16 protein-coding genes and 1 tRNA gene are annotated in these 14571 nt (G+C 66.3%); 8 read left to right on the forward strand and 9 right to left on the reverse strand.

Translation table 11 applies throughout. The features are described 5' to 3' along the window. Positions 1-53 precede the first annotated feature (53 nt). The 4 genes from ACZK3W_RS17065 (at position 54) to ACZK3W_RS17080 (ending at position 3937) form a co-directional block, all read left to right on the forward strand. The gene (locus ACZK3W_RS17065; RefSeq protein ID WP_049400501.1) at positions 54-437 is read left to right on the forward strand and encodes a CopL family metal-binding regulatory protein; all 384 of its coding nucleotides are present in this window, start codon (positions 54-56) and stop codon (positions 435-437) included. A gap of 75 nt (positions 438-512) precedes the next feature. Next, positions 513-2324, forward strand: coding sequence for a copper resistance system multicopper oxidase (locus ACZK3W_RS17070; protein ID WP_107431695.1), 1812 nt, complete (start codon positions 513-515; stop codon positions 2322-2324). Further along, on the forward strand, positions 2321-3346 hold the full coding sequence (locus ACZK3W_RS17075) for a copper resistance protein B (RefSeq protein ID WP_197615792.1): 1026 nt from the start codon (positions 2321-2323) through the stop codon (positions 3344-3346). The genes ACZK3W_RS17070 and ACZK3W_RS17075 overlap by 4 nt, the downstream gene beginning before the upstream one ends. Before the next feature lie 81 nt (positions 3347-3427). Beyond that, complete coding sequence (locus ACZK3W_RS17080; protein WP_197615793.1) at positions 3428-3937, forward strand: GNAT family N-acetyltransferase; 510 nt, start codon at positions 3428-3430, stop codon at positions 3935-3937. A gap of 126 nt (positions 3938-4063) precedes the next feature. Here ACZK3W_RS17080 and ACZK3W_RS17085 read toward each other — a convergent pair whose 3' ends face one another. Further along, positions 4064-4372 (reverse strand): TFIIB-type zinc ribbon-containing protein, encoded by a 309-nt coding sequence (locus ACZK3W_RS17085; protein ID WP_132810656.1) that lies wholly within the window; start codon positions 4370-4372, stop codon positions 4064-4066. Positions 4373-4521: 149 nt separating this feature from the next. Here ACZK3W_RS17085 and ACZK3W_RS17090 point away from each other — a divergent pair, with 149 nt between their 5' ends. Next, a complete protein-coding gene (locus tag ACZK3W_RS17090; RefSeq protein WP_197615794.1) occupies positions 4522-5289 on the forward strand; it encodes a CPBP family glutamic-type intramembrane protease in 768 nt (255 codons plus the stop codon). Positions 5290-5383: 94 nt separating this feature from the next. Next, entirely contained in the window at positions 5384-5809 is a 426-nt protein-coding gene (locus ACZK3W_RS17095) for a response regulator (protein WP_049400506.1), read from the forward strand. Positions 5810-5916: 107 nt separating this feature from the next. Here ACZK3W_RS17095 and ACZK3W_RS17100 read toward each other — a convergent pair whose 3' ends face one another. Together ACZK3W_RS17100 and ACZK3W_RS17105 are read right to left on the reverse strand one after the other, a co-directional pair. Further along, the gene (locus ACZK3W_RS17100; protein WP_180837838.1) at positions 5917-6855 is read right to left on the reverse strand and encodes an alpha/beta hydrolase; all 939 of its coding nucleotides are present in this window, start codon (positions 6853-6855) and stop codon (positions 5917-5919) included. Between the two features lie 84 nt (positions 6856-6939). Next, a complete protein-coding gene (locus ACZK3W_RS17105; protein WP_197631832.1) occupies positions 6940-7791 on the reverse strand; it encodes an alpha/beta hydrolase-fold protein in 852 nt (283 codons plus the stop codon). Positions 7792-8376: 585 nt separating this feature from the next. Here ACZK3W_RS17105 and ACZK3W_RS17110 point away from each other — a divergent pair. Continuing rightward, on the forward strand, positions 8377-8694 hold the full coding sequence (locus tag ACZK3W_RS17110) for a hypothetical protein (RefSeq protein WP_049463266.1): 318 nt from the start codon (positions 8377-8379) through the stop codon (positions 8692-8694). A gap of 75 nt (positions 8695-8769) precedes the next feature. On the opposite strand, the gene ACZK3W_RS17115 is transcribed toward ACZK3W_RS17110, so the two are convergent. Continuing rightward, positions 8770-8845: transfer RNA gene (locus ACZK3W_RS17115), tRNA-Lys, on the reverse strand. Between the two features lie 177 nt (positions 8846-9022). Here ACZK3W_RS17115 and ACZK3W_RS17120 point away from each other — a divergent pair. Further along, on the forward strand, positions 9023-9979 hold the full coding sequence (locus tag ACZK3W_RS17120; protein ID WP_197615796.1) for a DUF2268 domain-containing putative Zn-dependent protease: 957 nt from the start codon (positions 9023-9025) through the stop codon (positions 9977-9979). Between the two features lie 122 nt (positions 9980-10101). Here ACZK3W_RS17120 and queC read toward each other — a convergent pair whose 3' ends face one another. From queC to tolB, 5 genes are all read right to left on the reverse strand, one after another. After that, entirely contained in the window at positions 10102-10767 is a 666-nt protein-coding gene (queC, locus tag ACZK3W_RS17125; protein ID WP_049422913.1) for a 7-cyano-7-deazaguanine synthase QueC, read from the reverse strand. Positions 10768-10845: 78 nt separating this feature from the next. Beyond that, positions 10846-11547 carry a 7-carboxy-7-deazaguanine synthase QueE gene (gene queE / locus ACZK3W_RS17130; RefSeq protein WP_197615797.1) on the reverse strand — a complete coding sequence of 234 codons (702 nt, stop codon included), beginning with the start codon at positions 11545-11547 and terminating at the stop codon, positions 10846-10848. Between the two features lie 237 nt (positions 11548-11784). Then, entirely contained in the window at positions 11785-12603 is an 819-nt protein-coding gene (gene ybgF, locus ACZK3W_RS17135; protein WP_197615798.1) for a tol-pal system protein YbgF, read from the reverse strand. Positions 12604-12606: 3 nt separating this feature from the next. Beyond that, the gene (gene pal, locus ACZK3W_RS17140; protein WP_032128527.1) at positions 12607-13125 is read right to left on the reverse strand and encodes a peptidoglycan-associated lipoprotein Pal; all 519 of its coding nucleotides are present in this window, start codon (positions 13123-13125) and stop codon (positions 12607-12609) included. 64 nt (positions 13126-13189) lie between these two features. Then, positions 13190-14509: a Tol-Pal system beta propeller repeat protein TolB gene (tolB, locus tag ACZK3W_RS17145; RefSeq protein WP_032128528.1), complete on the reverse strand. Its 1320-nt coding sequence runs from the start codon at positions 14507-14509 to the stop codon at positions 13190-13192. Between the last annotated feature and the right edge of the window lie 62 nt (positions 14510-14571).

Genomic DNA, 14571 nt, shown 5'->3' on the forward strand with positions numbered 1-14571 from the left:
CCGGCCATTCAGCCTGAAGTGCATCCGCGCCCGCTTGCAGCTAGATTAGCGTCATGTCCCTGGCCTCGACCCTGCTCCGTGTCGTGCTCATGCTCAGCCTGTTGCTCAACGGGCTGAACGCGGCCATGGCCAGTGGTCACGAGGAAATGGGCCGGATGGCGCACGCCGTAGCCACTGCTGTTGACGGCGGCACCGCCGACTGCCACCACCACGCCGGCATGCAGGCCGACGAGGCTCCGCAGGCCAAGGCCCCCGCCCATGACGCTCATTGCCAGATCAAGGACTGCGTGCGCAGCTGTGCCCAGCACCCGCTGCTGGTAGTGCTGCCGTTGCCGGTCATGGCCGGCCCGGCATTGTCGCTGGCCCCGCAGCCGATGCCGGCCAATGGCCGCCCGGCGCCGCCGCTGCCGCCGATCTCGCGTCCTCCCATCGGCTGATTCCACACGCATCGTGCGCCCTGCGCACCGCAGCCGGCCGCCTGCCGGCGTCTTTACGTGTCTGGAGTCACCATCATGAATACCCGCATTCCCCCCGGTCCGGGCGCTGTGCCCATGCCGTCGCGCCGCCTGTTCGTGCAGGGCCTGGCCGCCGGCGGCGTGGTTGCCGGCATCGCCGCTGTCGGCGTGCCGCAGCGCGCGCTCGCCGCCGCCACGGCCGCCCCACGGCTGGCCGGCGCCCCCGCCGTGCTCAGCGACACCCGCATCGAACTGGCCATCGGCGAATCGCTCGCCAATTTCACCGGCCGCACCCGCCCGGCGATCACCGTCAACGGCTCGCTGCCGGCACCGATCCTGCGCTGGCGCGAAGGCCAGACCGTCGACCTGTTCGTGCGCAACACGCTGGAACGCCACCCGACCTCGATCCACTGGCACGGCATCCTGCTGCCCGCCAACATGGACGGCGTGCCCGGCCTGAGCTTCAACGGCATCGGCCCCGGCGAGACCTACCACTACCACTTCGAGCTGAAACAGTCGGGCACCTACTGGTACCACAGCCACTCCATGTTCCAGGAGCAGGCTGGTCTGTACGGCGCGCTGATCATCGACCCGGCCGAACCGGCGCCGTACCACCACGACCGCGAGCACGTGATCATGCTGTCGGACTGGACCGACATGGACCCGGGCGCGCTGTTCCGCCGCATGAAGAAGCTGGCCGAGCACGACAACTACTACAAGCGCACCCTGCCCGACTTCCTGCGCGACGCGAAACGCGACGGCTGGTCGGCGGCGCTGTCCGACCGTGGCATGTGGGGCCGGATGCGGATGACGCCCACCGATATCTCCGACATCAACGCGCACACCTATACTTACCTGATGAACGGCACCGCCCCGGCCGGCAACTGGACCGGGCTGTTCCGCAGCGGCGAGAAGGTGCTGCTGCGCTTCATCAATGGCGGGTCGATGACCTACTTCGACGTACGCATTCCTGGCCTGAAGATGACCGTGGTCGCTGCCGACGGCCAGTACATCCACCCGGTGAGCATCGATGAGTTCCGCATCGCCCCGGCCGAAACCTACGATGTGATCGTCGAACCGAGCGGCCAGGACGCCTTCACCATCTTCTGCCAGGACATGGGCCGCACCGGCTACGCCGCCGGCACGCTGGCGGTTCGCCATGGCCTGCAGGCACCGATTCCCGCGCGCGATCCACGTCCGTTGCTGACGATGAGCGACATGGGTCACGACATGGGCAGTGGTGGCCACGGCGGTCACGACATGGCCGCGATGAAGAGCATGGAAGGCGGCTGCGGCGCCAGCATGGGCCACGGCGCGCACGGCGGCGGCGATGCCGCCAGCAAGGCACCGAAGCACCCTGCCAGCGAACGCAACAACCCGCTGGTGGACATGCAGAGCTCGGCCTCCGAACCGAAGCTGGACGACCCCGGCATCGGCCTGCGCGACAACGGCCGCCAGGTGCTGACCTACGGCGCGATGCGCAGCCTGTTCGAAGACCCGGATGGCCGCGAGCCGAACCGCGAGATCGAGCTGCACCTGACCGGACACATGGAGAAGTTCTCCTGGTCGTTCGATGGCATCCCATTCGCCAGCGCCGAACCACTGCGGCTGAACTACGGCGAGCGCATGCGCATCGTGCTGGTCAACGACACCATGATGCAGCACCCGATCCATCTGCACGGCGTGTGGAGCGATCTGGAAAACGCACAGGGCGAGTTCCAGCTGCGCAAGCACACCATCGACATGCCGCCGGGCACCCGCCGCAGCTATCGCGTGCGCGCCGATGCACTCGGCCGCTGGGCCTACCACTGCCATCTGCTGTACCACATGGAAGCGGGCATGATGCGCGAAGTGAGGATCGAAGAATGAGCCGCTCACTGCTTTCCCCCAGCCTGCTGGCCCTGGGCCTGGCCGCTGCAATGCCGGTGTTCGCGCAGTCGCACGCTGGTCATGACATGGCCGCGATGGATCCGCCCGCGAAAACCGCGAAGACGCCGGTCGAACCGATCGATCATTCGAAGATGGATCATTCGAAGATGGATTCGGGCGCGATGGACCACTCAGCCATGGATCACTCGAAGATGGACCATGGCGCGAGGCAGCCGGCGACGATGGACCATTCCACGATGGATCATTCCACGATGGACCACGCCGCGATGGGCCACGGATCGCCTGCACCGACCGAACCGCGCGACCCCATCCCGGTGCCGACCGACGCCGACCGCGCCGCGGCCTTCCCGCCCATCGCACACGGTGCGATGGAGCATGCGCCAGAGATCAACAGCCTGCTGCTGATCGACCGTCTGGAACATTGGGATGGCAAGAGCAGCAATGGCCAGGCCTGGGAGGCGACCGGCTGGATCGGCGGCAACATCAACCGCCTGTGGCTGCGCACCGATGGCGAACGCAGCCGTGGCCGCACCGAATCGTCGTCACTGGAAGCACTGTATGGCCGCAGCGTGTCGCCGTGGTGGGACGTGCTGGTCGGCGTGCGCCAGGACTTCCGCCCGGCCGACTCGCGCACGTGGGCGGCGGTCGGCATCCAGGGCCTGGCGCCGTACAAGTTCGAGAGCTCGGCCACGCTGTACATGGGCTCCGGCGGCCAGGTGCTGGCCAAGGCCGAGGTCGAGTACGACGTGCTACTGACCAACCGCCTGATTCTGCAGCCGCTGCTGGAAGCCACCGTCGCGGCCAAGGACGAGAAGGAGTACGGCATCGGCCGTGGCCTGAACAAGGTCGAAGCCGGGCTGCGACTGCGCTATGAGTTCAGCCGCCGCTTCGCGCCCTACATCGGCATCAGCCACGAACGCACGTTTGGTGACACCGCCGACTACGCCGGTGACCACGCACGCGACACACGCTGGGTGGCCGGCGTGCGCATGTGGTTCTGAGCAGCAGTTCGTGAGCAATGGCCAGCCCCGGCAGCCGCCGGGGCCGGCTACACTGCGCCACGTTCCAATGCAGGCACCGCCATGTCGTTGCAGATCCGCCGCGCCACCCTTGCCGACGTCGACGCGCTGTCGGCCATCGCGATTGCCACCTACAACGAAACCTGGGGCGATTCCTATCCGCCGCAGGAGCTGCACGATTTCCTGCAGGCGCACTACAGCAGCGAACCGCAACGCATCGAACTGTCCGATCCACGCAGTGCCATCTGGCTGTTGATGGACGGTGACGCCGTGGTCGGCTATCTGGCCGCCGGTGCCAACACCCTGCCGCACACGGATGCACGCGAGGGCGACATCGAACTGAAGCGGTTCTACATCCTGGCCGCACACCAGAACGGCGGCCATGGCGCACGCATGATGGACGCGTTCATGGCCTGGCTGGACCAGCCGCAGCGCCGCACCCTGTGGGTGGGCGTGTGGGAAGAGAATTTCGGCGCACAGCGCTTCTATGCGCGTTACGGCTGCAGCAAGGTTGGCGAGTACGACTTCATCGTCGGCGGCACCCACGACCGCGAGTTCATCCTGCGGCGGTAGTGATCACGCGCTCCATGTAGAGTCGAGCCATGCTCGACTGCACCTAACCTGTAGAGTCGAGCCATGTTCGACTCTTGGCGGCAACAGCCAGTCGAGCATGGCTCGACTCTACAAAGCGCGAAGCGCCTAGAAGTCGAACAGTTCCGACAGGAAGCTGTCCTTCTTCTTTTTCTTGTATCCGTGGCCCCGATTGTCCTCGTAGCGCTGGCCCAAGTGGCGGGTATCACGGTGCATCACCGGCGGCGGAGAGGATGCCGGATGCTGCTGCACAGGCGCGGGCGGCGGCACGGCCGCACCGGCACCGGCACGCTCGATGATCTTGTCCAGTTCACCACGATCCAGCCACACGCCCCGGCAGCCGGGGCAATAGTCGATCTCGATGCCATGGCGTTCGGCCATCTGCAGGGTCTGGGTCTTGCACACGGGGCACAGCATCGGCATTGCTCCTGTCGGTCCTGCATCGACTGTACCTGTGCGGTGATGACTGTGCGGCAACGCATGACCGATGGCACAGGGACTTCCGACGCGTGCCGATGCGGCGGCAGTCGCACACACTGGGCCCCTGTTCCGCAGGGAGTGCGTACTTGACCGCGTTGTCCCGCCTGCCCACCGCCGCGCGCCTGCTGCTGGTCCTGCTGGGCGTTGGCCTGGGCCTGAACCTGCGCGATATCGCTGCGGCCGCAGGGACTCCGATTCCCGCCCTGCCCATACCCTACGGCGGCAGCCTGCTGGACAACGCGCTGGCGGTGCTGGTGGCACTACTGCTGGCCACGCTGCTGCGGCCCCGTGGCATGGGCCTGCTGGCCAGCCTCGGGCTGCGCGGGAATGGTTGGGGAGGCCTGATGTGGGTGCTGCTGGCCAGCCTGCCGTGCTGGCTGGGCCTGGCGCTGCTCGGTACCCCGAACACCGCGCTGACCGCGCTGGACGCCACCATGCTGGCCGTGCTGTTCCCACTGGCCGAGGAAGTGCTGTTCCGCGGCCTCGGCTTCGTGCTCCTAATGAAGATCGTGCGTGGTCCGTGGCCGCTGCTCGCGCTGCCGCAGGCACTGCTGTTCGGCATGGTGCACTGGCTGGGCTTCGGTGGATTCGACGGTGGCGGCATCGCCCTGTTCGTCGGCGCGGTGATCGCCCTGGGCGGCTTCATCTTCGCCTGGCTCGACCACCTCGACGGCGACACCCTGTGGTGCGGCCTGGTCCTGCATGTTTCGATGAACCTGGCCTGGAATGTGTTCAGCCTTGACGACGCCGTCGCGCTCGGCTGGCAGGCCACCAGCCTGCGCATCGGCACCGCGCTGCTGGCGGTGGCGATGCTGGCCTGGCACGTGCGCCGCCAGCGACGCGGACAGCTGTAACGCCCACTTAGCTTGCCGTGCACGCCGGGATCACTACCGGCTTGCGCATACTTGCGCGCCTTTCGCTCCCCCTGTTGTCCGGAGTTGCCGCGTCATGTTGCTGTCCAAGCGCTTTGTGGAACCGCGCGTCCTGCTGATCGAGGACGCCGAGGAAACCCAGGAACTCAGTCGTCTCGCCCTGGAAAGCCAGGCCTGCCAGGTCACCGCTGTCAGCAGCGCCGAGGCCGCGCTGGGCCTGCTCAACGCCGGTGAACCGTTCGACCTGCTGTTCACCGACGTCTGCCTGGGCGGCATCAGCGGCATCGAAACCGCCAACCGCGTGCGTGAGCACCTGCCACAGCTGCCGATCCTGGTCACCTCCGGCATGGACCAGCACCGCGTGCTGCCGCAGCTGCGCGCCGGCATCCACTTCCTGCCCAAGCCGTACAGCATGAGCGAGCTGCTCGATGCCATCCGGCTGTGCTTCCGGCACGCAGCGGATGCCACGCTGATACCGCCGCCGCAGGCCAGCGCGGCCTGAGGCAATCATCCACGCCTGGCGTGGATCTACTGATTCCGTTTCTCTTCGGCATGGATCCGCGTCAACACCACCGGTAGATCCACGCCATGCGTGGATGCAGCCCCCCATCAACCGCCGGTGTACGGCCCTTCACCCGGCATCACCTCCAGCAGTGCGCGAGTGATCACCTGCGGGTAGACCGTAAGATGGTCCTCGCCGTCAATCACCACGTTGTCCACCTTCAACTTGCGCCCCGTGCGCTTCAGCTGGGCAGTGAAGTCCGCGGTCTGCTTCAGCATGTCGTTGCCGGTGGAATAACGCGGCCCTGGCTTGTCCGTCTCGTAACTGCCCACCGACAGCAGCACGCGCGTAGGCTGCGTCGGGATGACTGCGGCATCCTGCATGCGCGGCAGCAGAAGCTGGTCGAACCACAGCGAAGGACTGGACAGGATGTAGGTGCTGAACATGTCCGGTTGAGTGGTCAGCACATAGGCGCCGAACAGCGCGCCATAGGAATGACCAGCGAACATGCGCCGGGCGGGATCGGTGCGATAACGCGCATCGACCATCGGCAGCACCTGTGTCGCCAGGAAATCACGGTAGTGCGCGGCACCGCCGTAGGTGACGTCATCACTGTAATAGCCATCGACCGTGCGCGCCGGATTGCTGGGCGTGTAGTCGCGCGAGCGGCTCTGCTTTGAAGTCAGGCCTTCCTGCGGCGGCAAACCGACCAGGATGAAATTCTCGATGTTGACGCCCTGCTGCCCCACCAGATTGCGCACGCTGCGCACCAGCGGGAAGCTGTACAGCGCATCGGTCACGTACAGCACTGGATAGTGCTTTTCAGGGTGCGCGGCATAGTCGGCCGGCAGCGCCACCCAGATCGGATAGTCGCGGCCCACGGGGTCATGTATGCGCAACGCTTCCGTATCCGGCAGCACCACGCCTGGCGCAGCGGCTGCCGCGCTCTCCTTCGCTTCACTCTGCGCTGCCGGCGGCGCCACCGACATCGCACAGCCACTCACGGCCAGGCAGGCCGCCACACTCCATCCACGCACACGCTGCATCCACGCTCTCCCATTGCGGGCGACGCACCCGGGTGGCGCCGCTACCGCATCCTCACACGTCATGCGGTGCAGTGCCACGCCGGATCAGGGCGAGGCCTGCGGCGGCGCCGGGAACAGCGTGCGCAGTGCCTGCAAGGCGGCCGGATGATAGATCGTCGCGTGGGTTTCCTCCGGCAGTGGCAGGTACTTCACCAGCGGCGACGGCGACGCCTGCTGCAGCAGCGTGGCCAACTGCGCGGCGGACGCAGCCAGCTCCGGCTGCCCACTGCTGGCCAGGAACACACGCGGCTGCGCACGCGTCACCGCCGGCAACTGCTTGGCCGCAGCGGCCAACATCGTGCCCCGGTTCCACCACAGGCTGGGGTCCAGCGCGATGTAGCTGTTGAAGAGTGTCGGCTCCTGCAGCAACGTCTCGACCACGAACAGGCCGGCCAGCGATTCACCGATCAGCGCGCGCTCGTCGGTGGTCGGGTAGCGTTGGCGCACCTGCGGCATCAGTTCATCGCGCAGGAAGCTGCGGTAGGCCGCTGAACCGCCGATGCGGGGCGCGATCTTCTGGTCCTGCGGGTCGCTGCTGGGGCCCGTCATGTCGCGGCGGCGCTCGGTGTTCTCGATGCCGACCAGCAGGAACGGACGCATGCTGCCGTTGCCGCTCAGCACCTGCACCAGCCCGGCCACATGCAGGAAGTCCTCGCCGATGCCGCCATCGGCCATGTACAGCACCGGCAACGCCGCCTTCGGGTCCAGGCCCCACGGCTGCGGGCGGTAGACATTGATGCGGCGGGTTTCGCCCAGCGCCTTCGATTCAATGGTGAAGGTCTCGCCGATGACCAGCGGGGTCGCGGCAGCGGCCTGTGCGGACGGCGCCGGCTCGGCGGCCATCAACGGCGCGGCGGAGACAGCGGACAACAACAGCGACAGCACGATCAAGCGCATGGAGCGGCCCATCCTGGGAAAGTGCCGAGCATAACGCCAAGGCCAAAGCGTCGGCCGATGCGGCATGCCTGCACGTATGCTACGGCGCTGCGCGATGCTTGAACTGTATCGGGAAATGACTGCAATCGCGTTTGCTAGCATTCGTCGTTTCCTACAAGGAGTTGGGACATGGGGGGCTTCAGCATTTGGCACTGGATCATTCTTCTGGCGGTCGTCCTGATCCCGGTCGGCATCGCAGCCGTCATCGCAGCGATTGTTCTCAGGCGAAAGTAGATCCACGCCATGCGTGGATGCGCATTCTGGGGATGCCTCAAGCGCATCCGCGATGGCACGCGCGAAGCGTGCAGCCGTTGGCATGCTGACCGTGGCGGAAATGCTGCACGCCGCTGAGCGCTGCCGGTCGATGGCCATGCCCGACTGCCATCTGGATGAAGGGGGGGCGATGGGTTGTTCTTCGCCTGCCGCAGGCTGGCGGAACGGGTGTGCCGGGATATCCGGCCGGCGTACCCGCCGCTTTACCCAGAACCGGTCCATACTTGGGACGGGCTGGTCGCCAGTCCCTTCGAAACCTACAAGGAGGTTTGCATGTTGAGTGCCGTACTCATCGCCGCGCTGGCCGCCAGCCCGGCCGCGCCCGTACCGTATGCCGACTGCCTGCTCGGCAACATCCAGCCCGGGCTGTCTGATCGTGCCGTGCAACTGGTGCAGGAGGCCTGTGCTGCAAAGCATCCGGAGAGCTTCGCCGCAGCAATGGAACTGGAACGCAGAACCAGTCTGCAGCGGCTCACCTATTTCGAGGCGGCAAGAGCGGAGGCGGCACGTTCTGCGAATGCGGCAGCAACGGCCGCACAGGAGGCTGCCGACGCGGCGGCGGCTAAAGCGAAGAATGCGCGGACGAAGTAGTTGCCCTGGACGAGCGCCACAAAAAAGGCACCGCATTGCGGTGCCTTTCTGAATGACCTGGGTCATTGGATGCAATGGTGGGCCGTGAAGGATTCGAACCTTCGACCAAAAGATTAAAAGTCTTCTGCTCTACCGACTGAGCTAACGGCCCATTGCACTGCCCCAGCCTTTCGGCGGGGTGGGCATTCTACCCTACTTTGCCGGGCCGGGTGAAACCCTGGTGCATGAGGTTGCCGGCCAGCGGCCGGCACTACCCGATCCGGTGAGCCCGCTTAAACCTTCCGGGCCTCCGTCGCATCCCATCTGTGATCCTTCCCCGGAGCCACGGATGCGCCTGCCCTTCTGCCTCATTGCCGCCCTGCTGCTGCCCTGCGCAACACTGGCCGCCCCGCCCCAGGTCGTCACTGATGATATCGGCCGCTTCTGGGCTACCTATGACGCCGTGCGCACCGAGCCCGACGTTGAACGCCAGGTCGCACTGGTGCAGGAGCGCTACATCGATCCAGGCAGCCCCGGCCTGCATGCGCTGATGCAGGTGCGCAACTACACCGCTCGCGAATACGCCACGGCCATGCGTACGTGGCCGCGCTTCTGGACGTCGGTACGGCCATTGACCGCCAACGCGCAGCAGGCCAGCGCCACCCTGGAACGGGACCTGGCTGCGTTCCGGGAGCTTTACCCCGCCCTGCGCCCCGCCAACATCACCTATGCGGTCGGTGTTCTGCGTACCGGCGGCACGACGCTGGGTGACAAGGTGCTGATCGGAGCGGAGATGGCGCTGGGCGATGAGCGCGTGGACGTGAGCGAGCTGCCGGAGCCGATGCGCAGCCGCCTGCGGATCTTCTACGACAGCCGTCCGGGGGCGAACAACGCGCAGAACAACCTGCACGAGTACGTGCATACGCAGCAACGCGAGACCACCGGCAGCCTGGCCCAGTACGCGGTGCGCGAGGGTGTGGCCGAGTATGTGGCGGAGCGCATCAGTGGGCGCCGGCCGGCATTACCCTTCTACGACTACGGCGCAACACACGAAGCGGAAATCCGCACGCGCTTCATTGCTGAGATGAACGGGGAAAATCTCGACAAATGGCTCTACAACAGCGCCCGCAATCCGTTCGGGGTGAGTGATGTGGGCTATTACGCCGGGTATCGCATCGCGCAGGGGTACATGCGACAACAGGCTGATGAGAAGGCGGGGATCGCGCGGATGATCGAACTGGACTATGCCGATCCGAAGGCGGTGCGGGCGTTTATTGAAGCATCTGGGTGGTTGCGGCAGCGGTAGCGCCGGGCCATGCCCTGCGGACAGTGCCAACCAAGGTTGGCACCCACGGGAATGCCGGCCAGCGGCCGGCACTACCAGATTCCAGACCCCGGCGGCGCCGGGCCATGCCCGGCACCCGTATTTCAGGCGTACAGCGTCGGGTCGGCTACGCCGGCCTCGGTGAAGCCCTGCGCGCGCAGGCGGCAGGCATCGCAGTGGCCGCAGGCGGCGCCGTTGGCGTCGGCGTTGTAGCAGGACACGGTGAGGCCGAAGTCCACGCCCAGGCGCACGCCTTCGCTGACGATCTGGCCCTTGCTGAGGAACTGCAGCGGTGCGTGCACCTTGATGCCCGCGCCTTCCACGCCCGACTTGGTGGCCAGGTTGGCCAGCGCCTGGAACGCGGCCACGAACTCGGGACGGCAGTCCGGGTAGCCGGAGTAGTCCACGGCGTTGACGCCGCAGAAGATGTCGTTTGCGCCGAGCACTTCGGCCCAGCCCAACGCCAGCGACAGCATGATGGTGTTGCGCGCCGGCACGTAGGTGACCGGAATGCCGGCACCGCCGGCCTCGGGCACGTCGATGTCGTCGGTCAACGCCGAGCCGCCGATGCTGCGCAGGTCCACGTCCACGGTCTTGTGCGCGATAACGCCCTGGGCCTTGGCCACGCGGGCGGCGGCATCCAGTTCGGAAGTATGGCGCTGGCCGTAGCGCACGCTCAGGGCATGCACGGCGAAGCCCTGTTCCTGGGCCATGGCGATGACGGCGGCTGAATCCATGCCGCCGGAGAGAAGCACGACTGCCTTCTTCATGGGTAAAACATCCGGTTGGGAGGGGAAAGCCAGCACGCTGTCCCGCGCCGGAGCTACATCAGGGAACGCTGCCTGGGCTCATCGGCCCGGCTCATCGTTCCACAGGATTTTATGCAACTGCATCTGGAAGCGCACCGGCAGCCGGTCCTCGACGATCCAGTCGGCCAGCTGGCGCGCGGTGATCTCACCCTTGCTCGGCGAGAAGAACACGGTGCAACGCTTCACCAGATCGTGCTCGGCCAACTGGGACTTGGCCCAGTCGTAATCCTCGCGGCTGCAGATGACGAACTTGATCTGGTCGCGGGCGGTCAGCAACGGCAGGTTGTCCCAGCGGTTGCGCGCCACTTCGGCCGAACCCGGGGTCTTGATGTCGACCACGCGCGATACCCGGGGGTCCACAGCGCTGACGTCCAGCGCACCGGAGGTTTCCAGCGAGACGTCCATGCCGGCATCGCACAGCTTCTGCAGCAGCACCAGGCAGCGCTTCTGCGCCAGCGGCTCGCCACCAGTCACGCAGACGTGGCGCACGCCCTGGGCCAGCACCTCGGCCACGATGTCGTCGATGTCCCACCAGGTGCCGCCATGGAAGGCATAGGCGGTGTCGCAGTACTGGCAACGCAGCGGGCAGCCGGTCAGGCGCACGAACACGGTCGGCCAGCCAGCGGTATCGGCTTCGCCCTGCAGCGAGGTGAAGATCTCGGTGATCTTCAGGCGTGGCAGGGGCGACTGCACGATCTCACTGGGCGTGGCTGCGGCGCTGGACGAGGTAACGGCGGTCATGGCGGGGACTTCTTGGTGGGACACGTGGCGGGTGGGCTACCGTGGCCGGTAACGAAAGCAGCCGAGCATGGCTCGGCTCTACAACTGCAGCCGGTCGGGTGTGGCCTAGCCGGTGATGCAAGCCGCCGGGCATGGCCCGGCGCTACCGGATCCGGGCGGGTTTGCCGGTCCGGAAACGAAAGCAGCCGAGCGTGGGCTCGGCTCTACAGGGCACCCATTGTACGCCCGGTCAGCGGATCAGCGGATCTGCTTGCCGAGGCGGATCGACTGCAGGCGGTCCTGCGCGGTGCGCGCGGCGTCCGAGCCAGGGTACTGCGCCACGACGGTCTCCAGCGTCTGCTGGGCCTGGTCGACCTTGCCCTCGCCATACTGCGAGAGGCCGACCTTGAGCAGGCCGCCAGCGGCCTTGTCGTGGGTCGGATAGCGCGAGAGCAGTTCACGGAACTGGGTCTCCGCCATCGGGAAATTGCGGGTGGCGTAGTAGCTCTCGCCCAGCCAGTACAGCGCGTTCGGCGCGTAGACGCCGTTCGGGTACAGCTGCAGGAAGCTCAGGAACAGCTGCGCCGAATCATCGTACTTGCCGGCCTTCAGCGAATCGAAGGCGACGTTGTAGGAGGTGCGCTCGTCGCCGGTGGCGGCAAGGCTGCCGGCATCACCATGGACGGAAGGCGGCCGCTCGGAAGTGGCCGCCGCTGCGGGTTTTGCCGGGGCCGGGGCGGCCTTCGGCGCGCTCGCCGGAACGGGCGGCAGGGCCGGGGCGGCATTGCCCCCTTCCAACCGGTTCAGGCGGCTGTCCAGATCCAGGTACTGGTCCTGGGCGGACTGCTTGAGCTGGGCGTTGTCGTGCTGCAACTGCTCGATCGAGGCCTGCAGGCTGGTGACCTGCTGCCGCAGCTGATTGATCTGGCTCAACAGGTCCTGGTTGGCACTGTTGTTGTACATCTGCTGCTCGATCGCGCCAACGCGGTCGGCCAGGCTCTGTCGCTGTGCATGCGCCGGTGCGGCAGCCACGAGGGCTGCCGCAACGACCAGCATCAGTTTGATGCCAATACGCATGGATTACTGCGCGGTGTAGACGATTTCGACGCGACGGTTCTGCGACCAGCAGGACTCGTTCGACTCGGTGCAGACCGGACGCTCTTCACCGTAGGACACGACGGTCAGCTGCGAAGCCGAGCCACCGTTGGCCTGCAGGGCCGAGTTGACGCCGTTGCCACGACGCTCGCCCAGGGCCTGGTTGTACGCGCGCGAACCGCGCTCGTCGGTGTGGCCCTGCAGGGTGATGCGCGAGGACGGACGGTCACGCAGGTACTTGGCGTGGCACGCCATGATGGCCTGGAATTCCGGCTTCACGTCTTCCTTGTCCAGGTCGAAGTAGACAACGCGCTGGCGCAGGCAAGCGTCGGTGTCCAGGTCGCCCGGGCCGTACAGGCCGGAGGTCGACGGAGCGGTCGGGGTGGTGGTCGAGGTGCCGGTGTCAACCGGGGCTGCCGGCTCTTCCTTCACCTTCTTCGAGCAACCGGCCAGGACGGCCACAGACAGCAGGGAAACAAGCAGAACGCGGGTGGACTTGTTCATGGCGATACCTTTGTGGCTCCTAGGCCGATGAGGGGTTCAAGACAGCGAAAATATTAACACTCTTTTAGCGCTGGGTACGGTATGGGGACCATGCCGGTTCGCGCACATCTCCGTCAGCCAGAACCAACCGCTGGCGCACGCGCGCATCGGCAGAAACGGCGTACAGCACACCACGGCCACCCTCGCGGGCGGCGTACAACACCATGCTTGCGTTGGGCGCAAAGCTCGGAGATTCATCCAGCGAACCCGGGGACAGCGTGCTCCAGCGGGGCGAACCCAGCGAGCTGTCCATCATCGCGATCTTGTAGCTGTTGCCCGAGCCCTGGGCGACGGCGATCTTCTTGCCATCGTAGGACACCGAGGGCTTGGCATTGTAGTTGCCCTGGAAGGTCACGCGCTCGGCGCTGCCGCCGCCCGCACCGACCTTGTAGACCTGCGGACGGCCGCCGCGGTCGGAGGTGAAGTACACCGCGCTGCCGTCCGGTGCCCAGGTCGGCTCGGTATCGATGGCGAAGTGGTTGGTCAGCTGGGTCAGCTGCTTACTGCCCAGGTCCATCACGTAGATTTCCGGGTTACCCGAACGCGACAGGGTCAGGGCCAGTTTGCGGCCGTCCGGCGAGAACGCCGGGGCGCTGTTGATGCCGCGGAAGCTGGTGACCAGCTCACGCGCACCGGTGCCGATGTTCTGGATGTAGATGGCCGAATTGCCACGCTCGAAGCTGACGTAGGCCAGCTTGCTGCCATCCGGGCTCCACGACGGCGACAGCAGCGGCTCGGCCGAACGCACGATGGTCTGCGGGTTGTAGCCATCGGAGTCGGCCACCATCAGCGCGTAGCGCATGGCGTCGCCCTTGCCGCTGGCGGTCACGTAGGCGATGCGGGTCCAGAAGGCGCCACGGACACCGGTGATCTTCTCGTAGATGGCGTCGGCCATCTGGTGGGCGACGTCACGCATGGCGTTGCCACGGGCGGTCATCGCCAGGCCCAGCAGGCGCTCGCCCTTCGGTACGTCGAACAGTTCGTACTCGACACGGTAGGCGCCGGCACCGGCGTCGAGCACGCGGCCGACCACGATGTAGTTCTGCTTCAGCGCGCGCCAGGTGGCGAACTGGATGTCGCCGCCCCGCACGGGCTTTTCGACGATCTGTGCTTCCGGCAGCGTGCGGAACTGGCCCGAACGCTCGAGGTCGGCGCGGACCACGCCGGCGACGTCGGTCTGCGGTGCAGCCGCCGAACCCTGGTAGGGCATCGGCACGATGGTGATCGGCAGCGCGGAGGCATTGCCGCCGATGATGTCGATATCCAGCCCCTTCTGCTGCGCGACGGCAGCAAAGGGCAGCAACAGGGCCGCAAACACGGCAAGCCAGCGAGGCATCTTTTTCATGGAGCGCTCAATAGGGGGAAACCGGAACGAGGGATAACAAAGCGGGAGTGAACCGCTTCGCA

This window comes from Stenotrophomonas sp. 80084_Sma (assembly GCF_056481995.1).

Coding starts and splice junctions, on each gene's coding strand:
- ybgF (WP_197615798.1), bottom strand. CDS start 12,603: ATGCGTATTGGCATCAAACTGATGCTGGTCGTTGCGGCAGCCCTCGTG.
- ACZK3W_RS17100 (WP_180837838.1), bottom strand. CDS start 6,855: ATGCAGCGTGTGCGTGGATGGAGTGTGGCGGCCTGCCTGGCCGTGAGT.
- pal (WP_032128527.1), bottom strand. CDS start 13,125: ATGAACAAGTCCACCCGCGTTCTGCTTGTTTCCCTGCTGTCTGTGGCC.
- ACZK3W_RS17065 (WP_049400501.1), top strand. CDS start 54: ATGTCCCTGGCCTCGACCCTGCTCCGTGTCGTGCTCATGCTCAGCCTG.
- ACZK3W_RS17095 (WP_049400506.1), top strand. CDS start 5,384: ATGTTGCTGTCCAAGCGCTTTGTGGAACCGCGCGTCCTGCTGATCGAG.
- ACZK3W_RS17075 (WP_197615792.1), top strand. CDS start 2,321: ATGAGCCGCTCACTGCTTTCCCCCAGCCTGCTGGCCCTGGGCCTGGCC.
- queE (WP_197615797.1), bottom strand. CDS start 11,547: ATGACCGCCGTTACCTCGTCCAGCGCCGCAGCCACGCCCAGTGAGATC.
- tolB (WP_032128528.1), bottom strand. CDS start 14,509: ATGAAAAAGATGCCTCGCTGGCTTGCCGTGTTTGCGGCCCTGTTGCTG.
- ACZK3W_RS17080 (WP_197615793.1), top strand. CDS start 3,428: ATGTCGTTGCAGATCCGCCGCGCCACCCTTGCCGACGTCGACGCGCTG.
- ACZK3W_RS17110 (WP_049463266.1), top strand. CDS start 8,377: ATGTTGAGTGCCGTACTCATCGCCGCGCTGGCCGCCAGCCCGGCCGCG.
- ACZK3W_RS17105 (WP_197631832.1), bottom strand. CDS start 7,791: ATGCGCTTGATCGTGCTGTCGCTGTTGTTGTCCGCTGTCTCCGCCGCG.
- ACZK3W_RS17120 (WP_197615796.1), top strand. CDS start 9,023: ATGCGCCTGCCCTTCTGCCTCATTGCCGCCCTGCTGCTGCCCTGCGCA.
- ACZK3W_RS17085 (WP_132810656.1), bottom strand. CDS start 4,372: ATGCTGTGCCCCGTGTGCAAGACCCAGACCCTGCAGATGGCCGAACGC.
- queC (WP_049422913.1), bottom strand. CDS start 10,767: ATGAAGAAGGCAGTCGTGCTTCTCTCCGGCGGCATGGATTCAGCCGCC.
- ACZK3W_RS17070 (WP_107431695.1), top strand. CDS start 513: ATGAATACCCGCATTCCCCCCGGTCCGGGCGCTGTGCCCATGCCGTCG.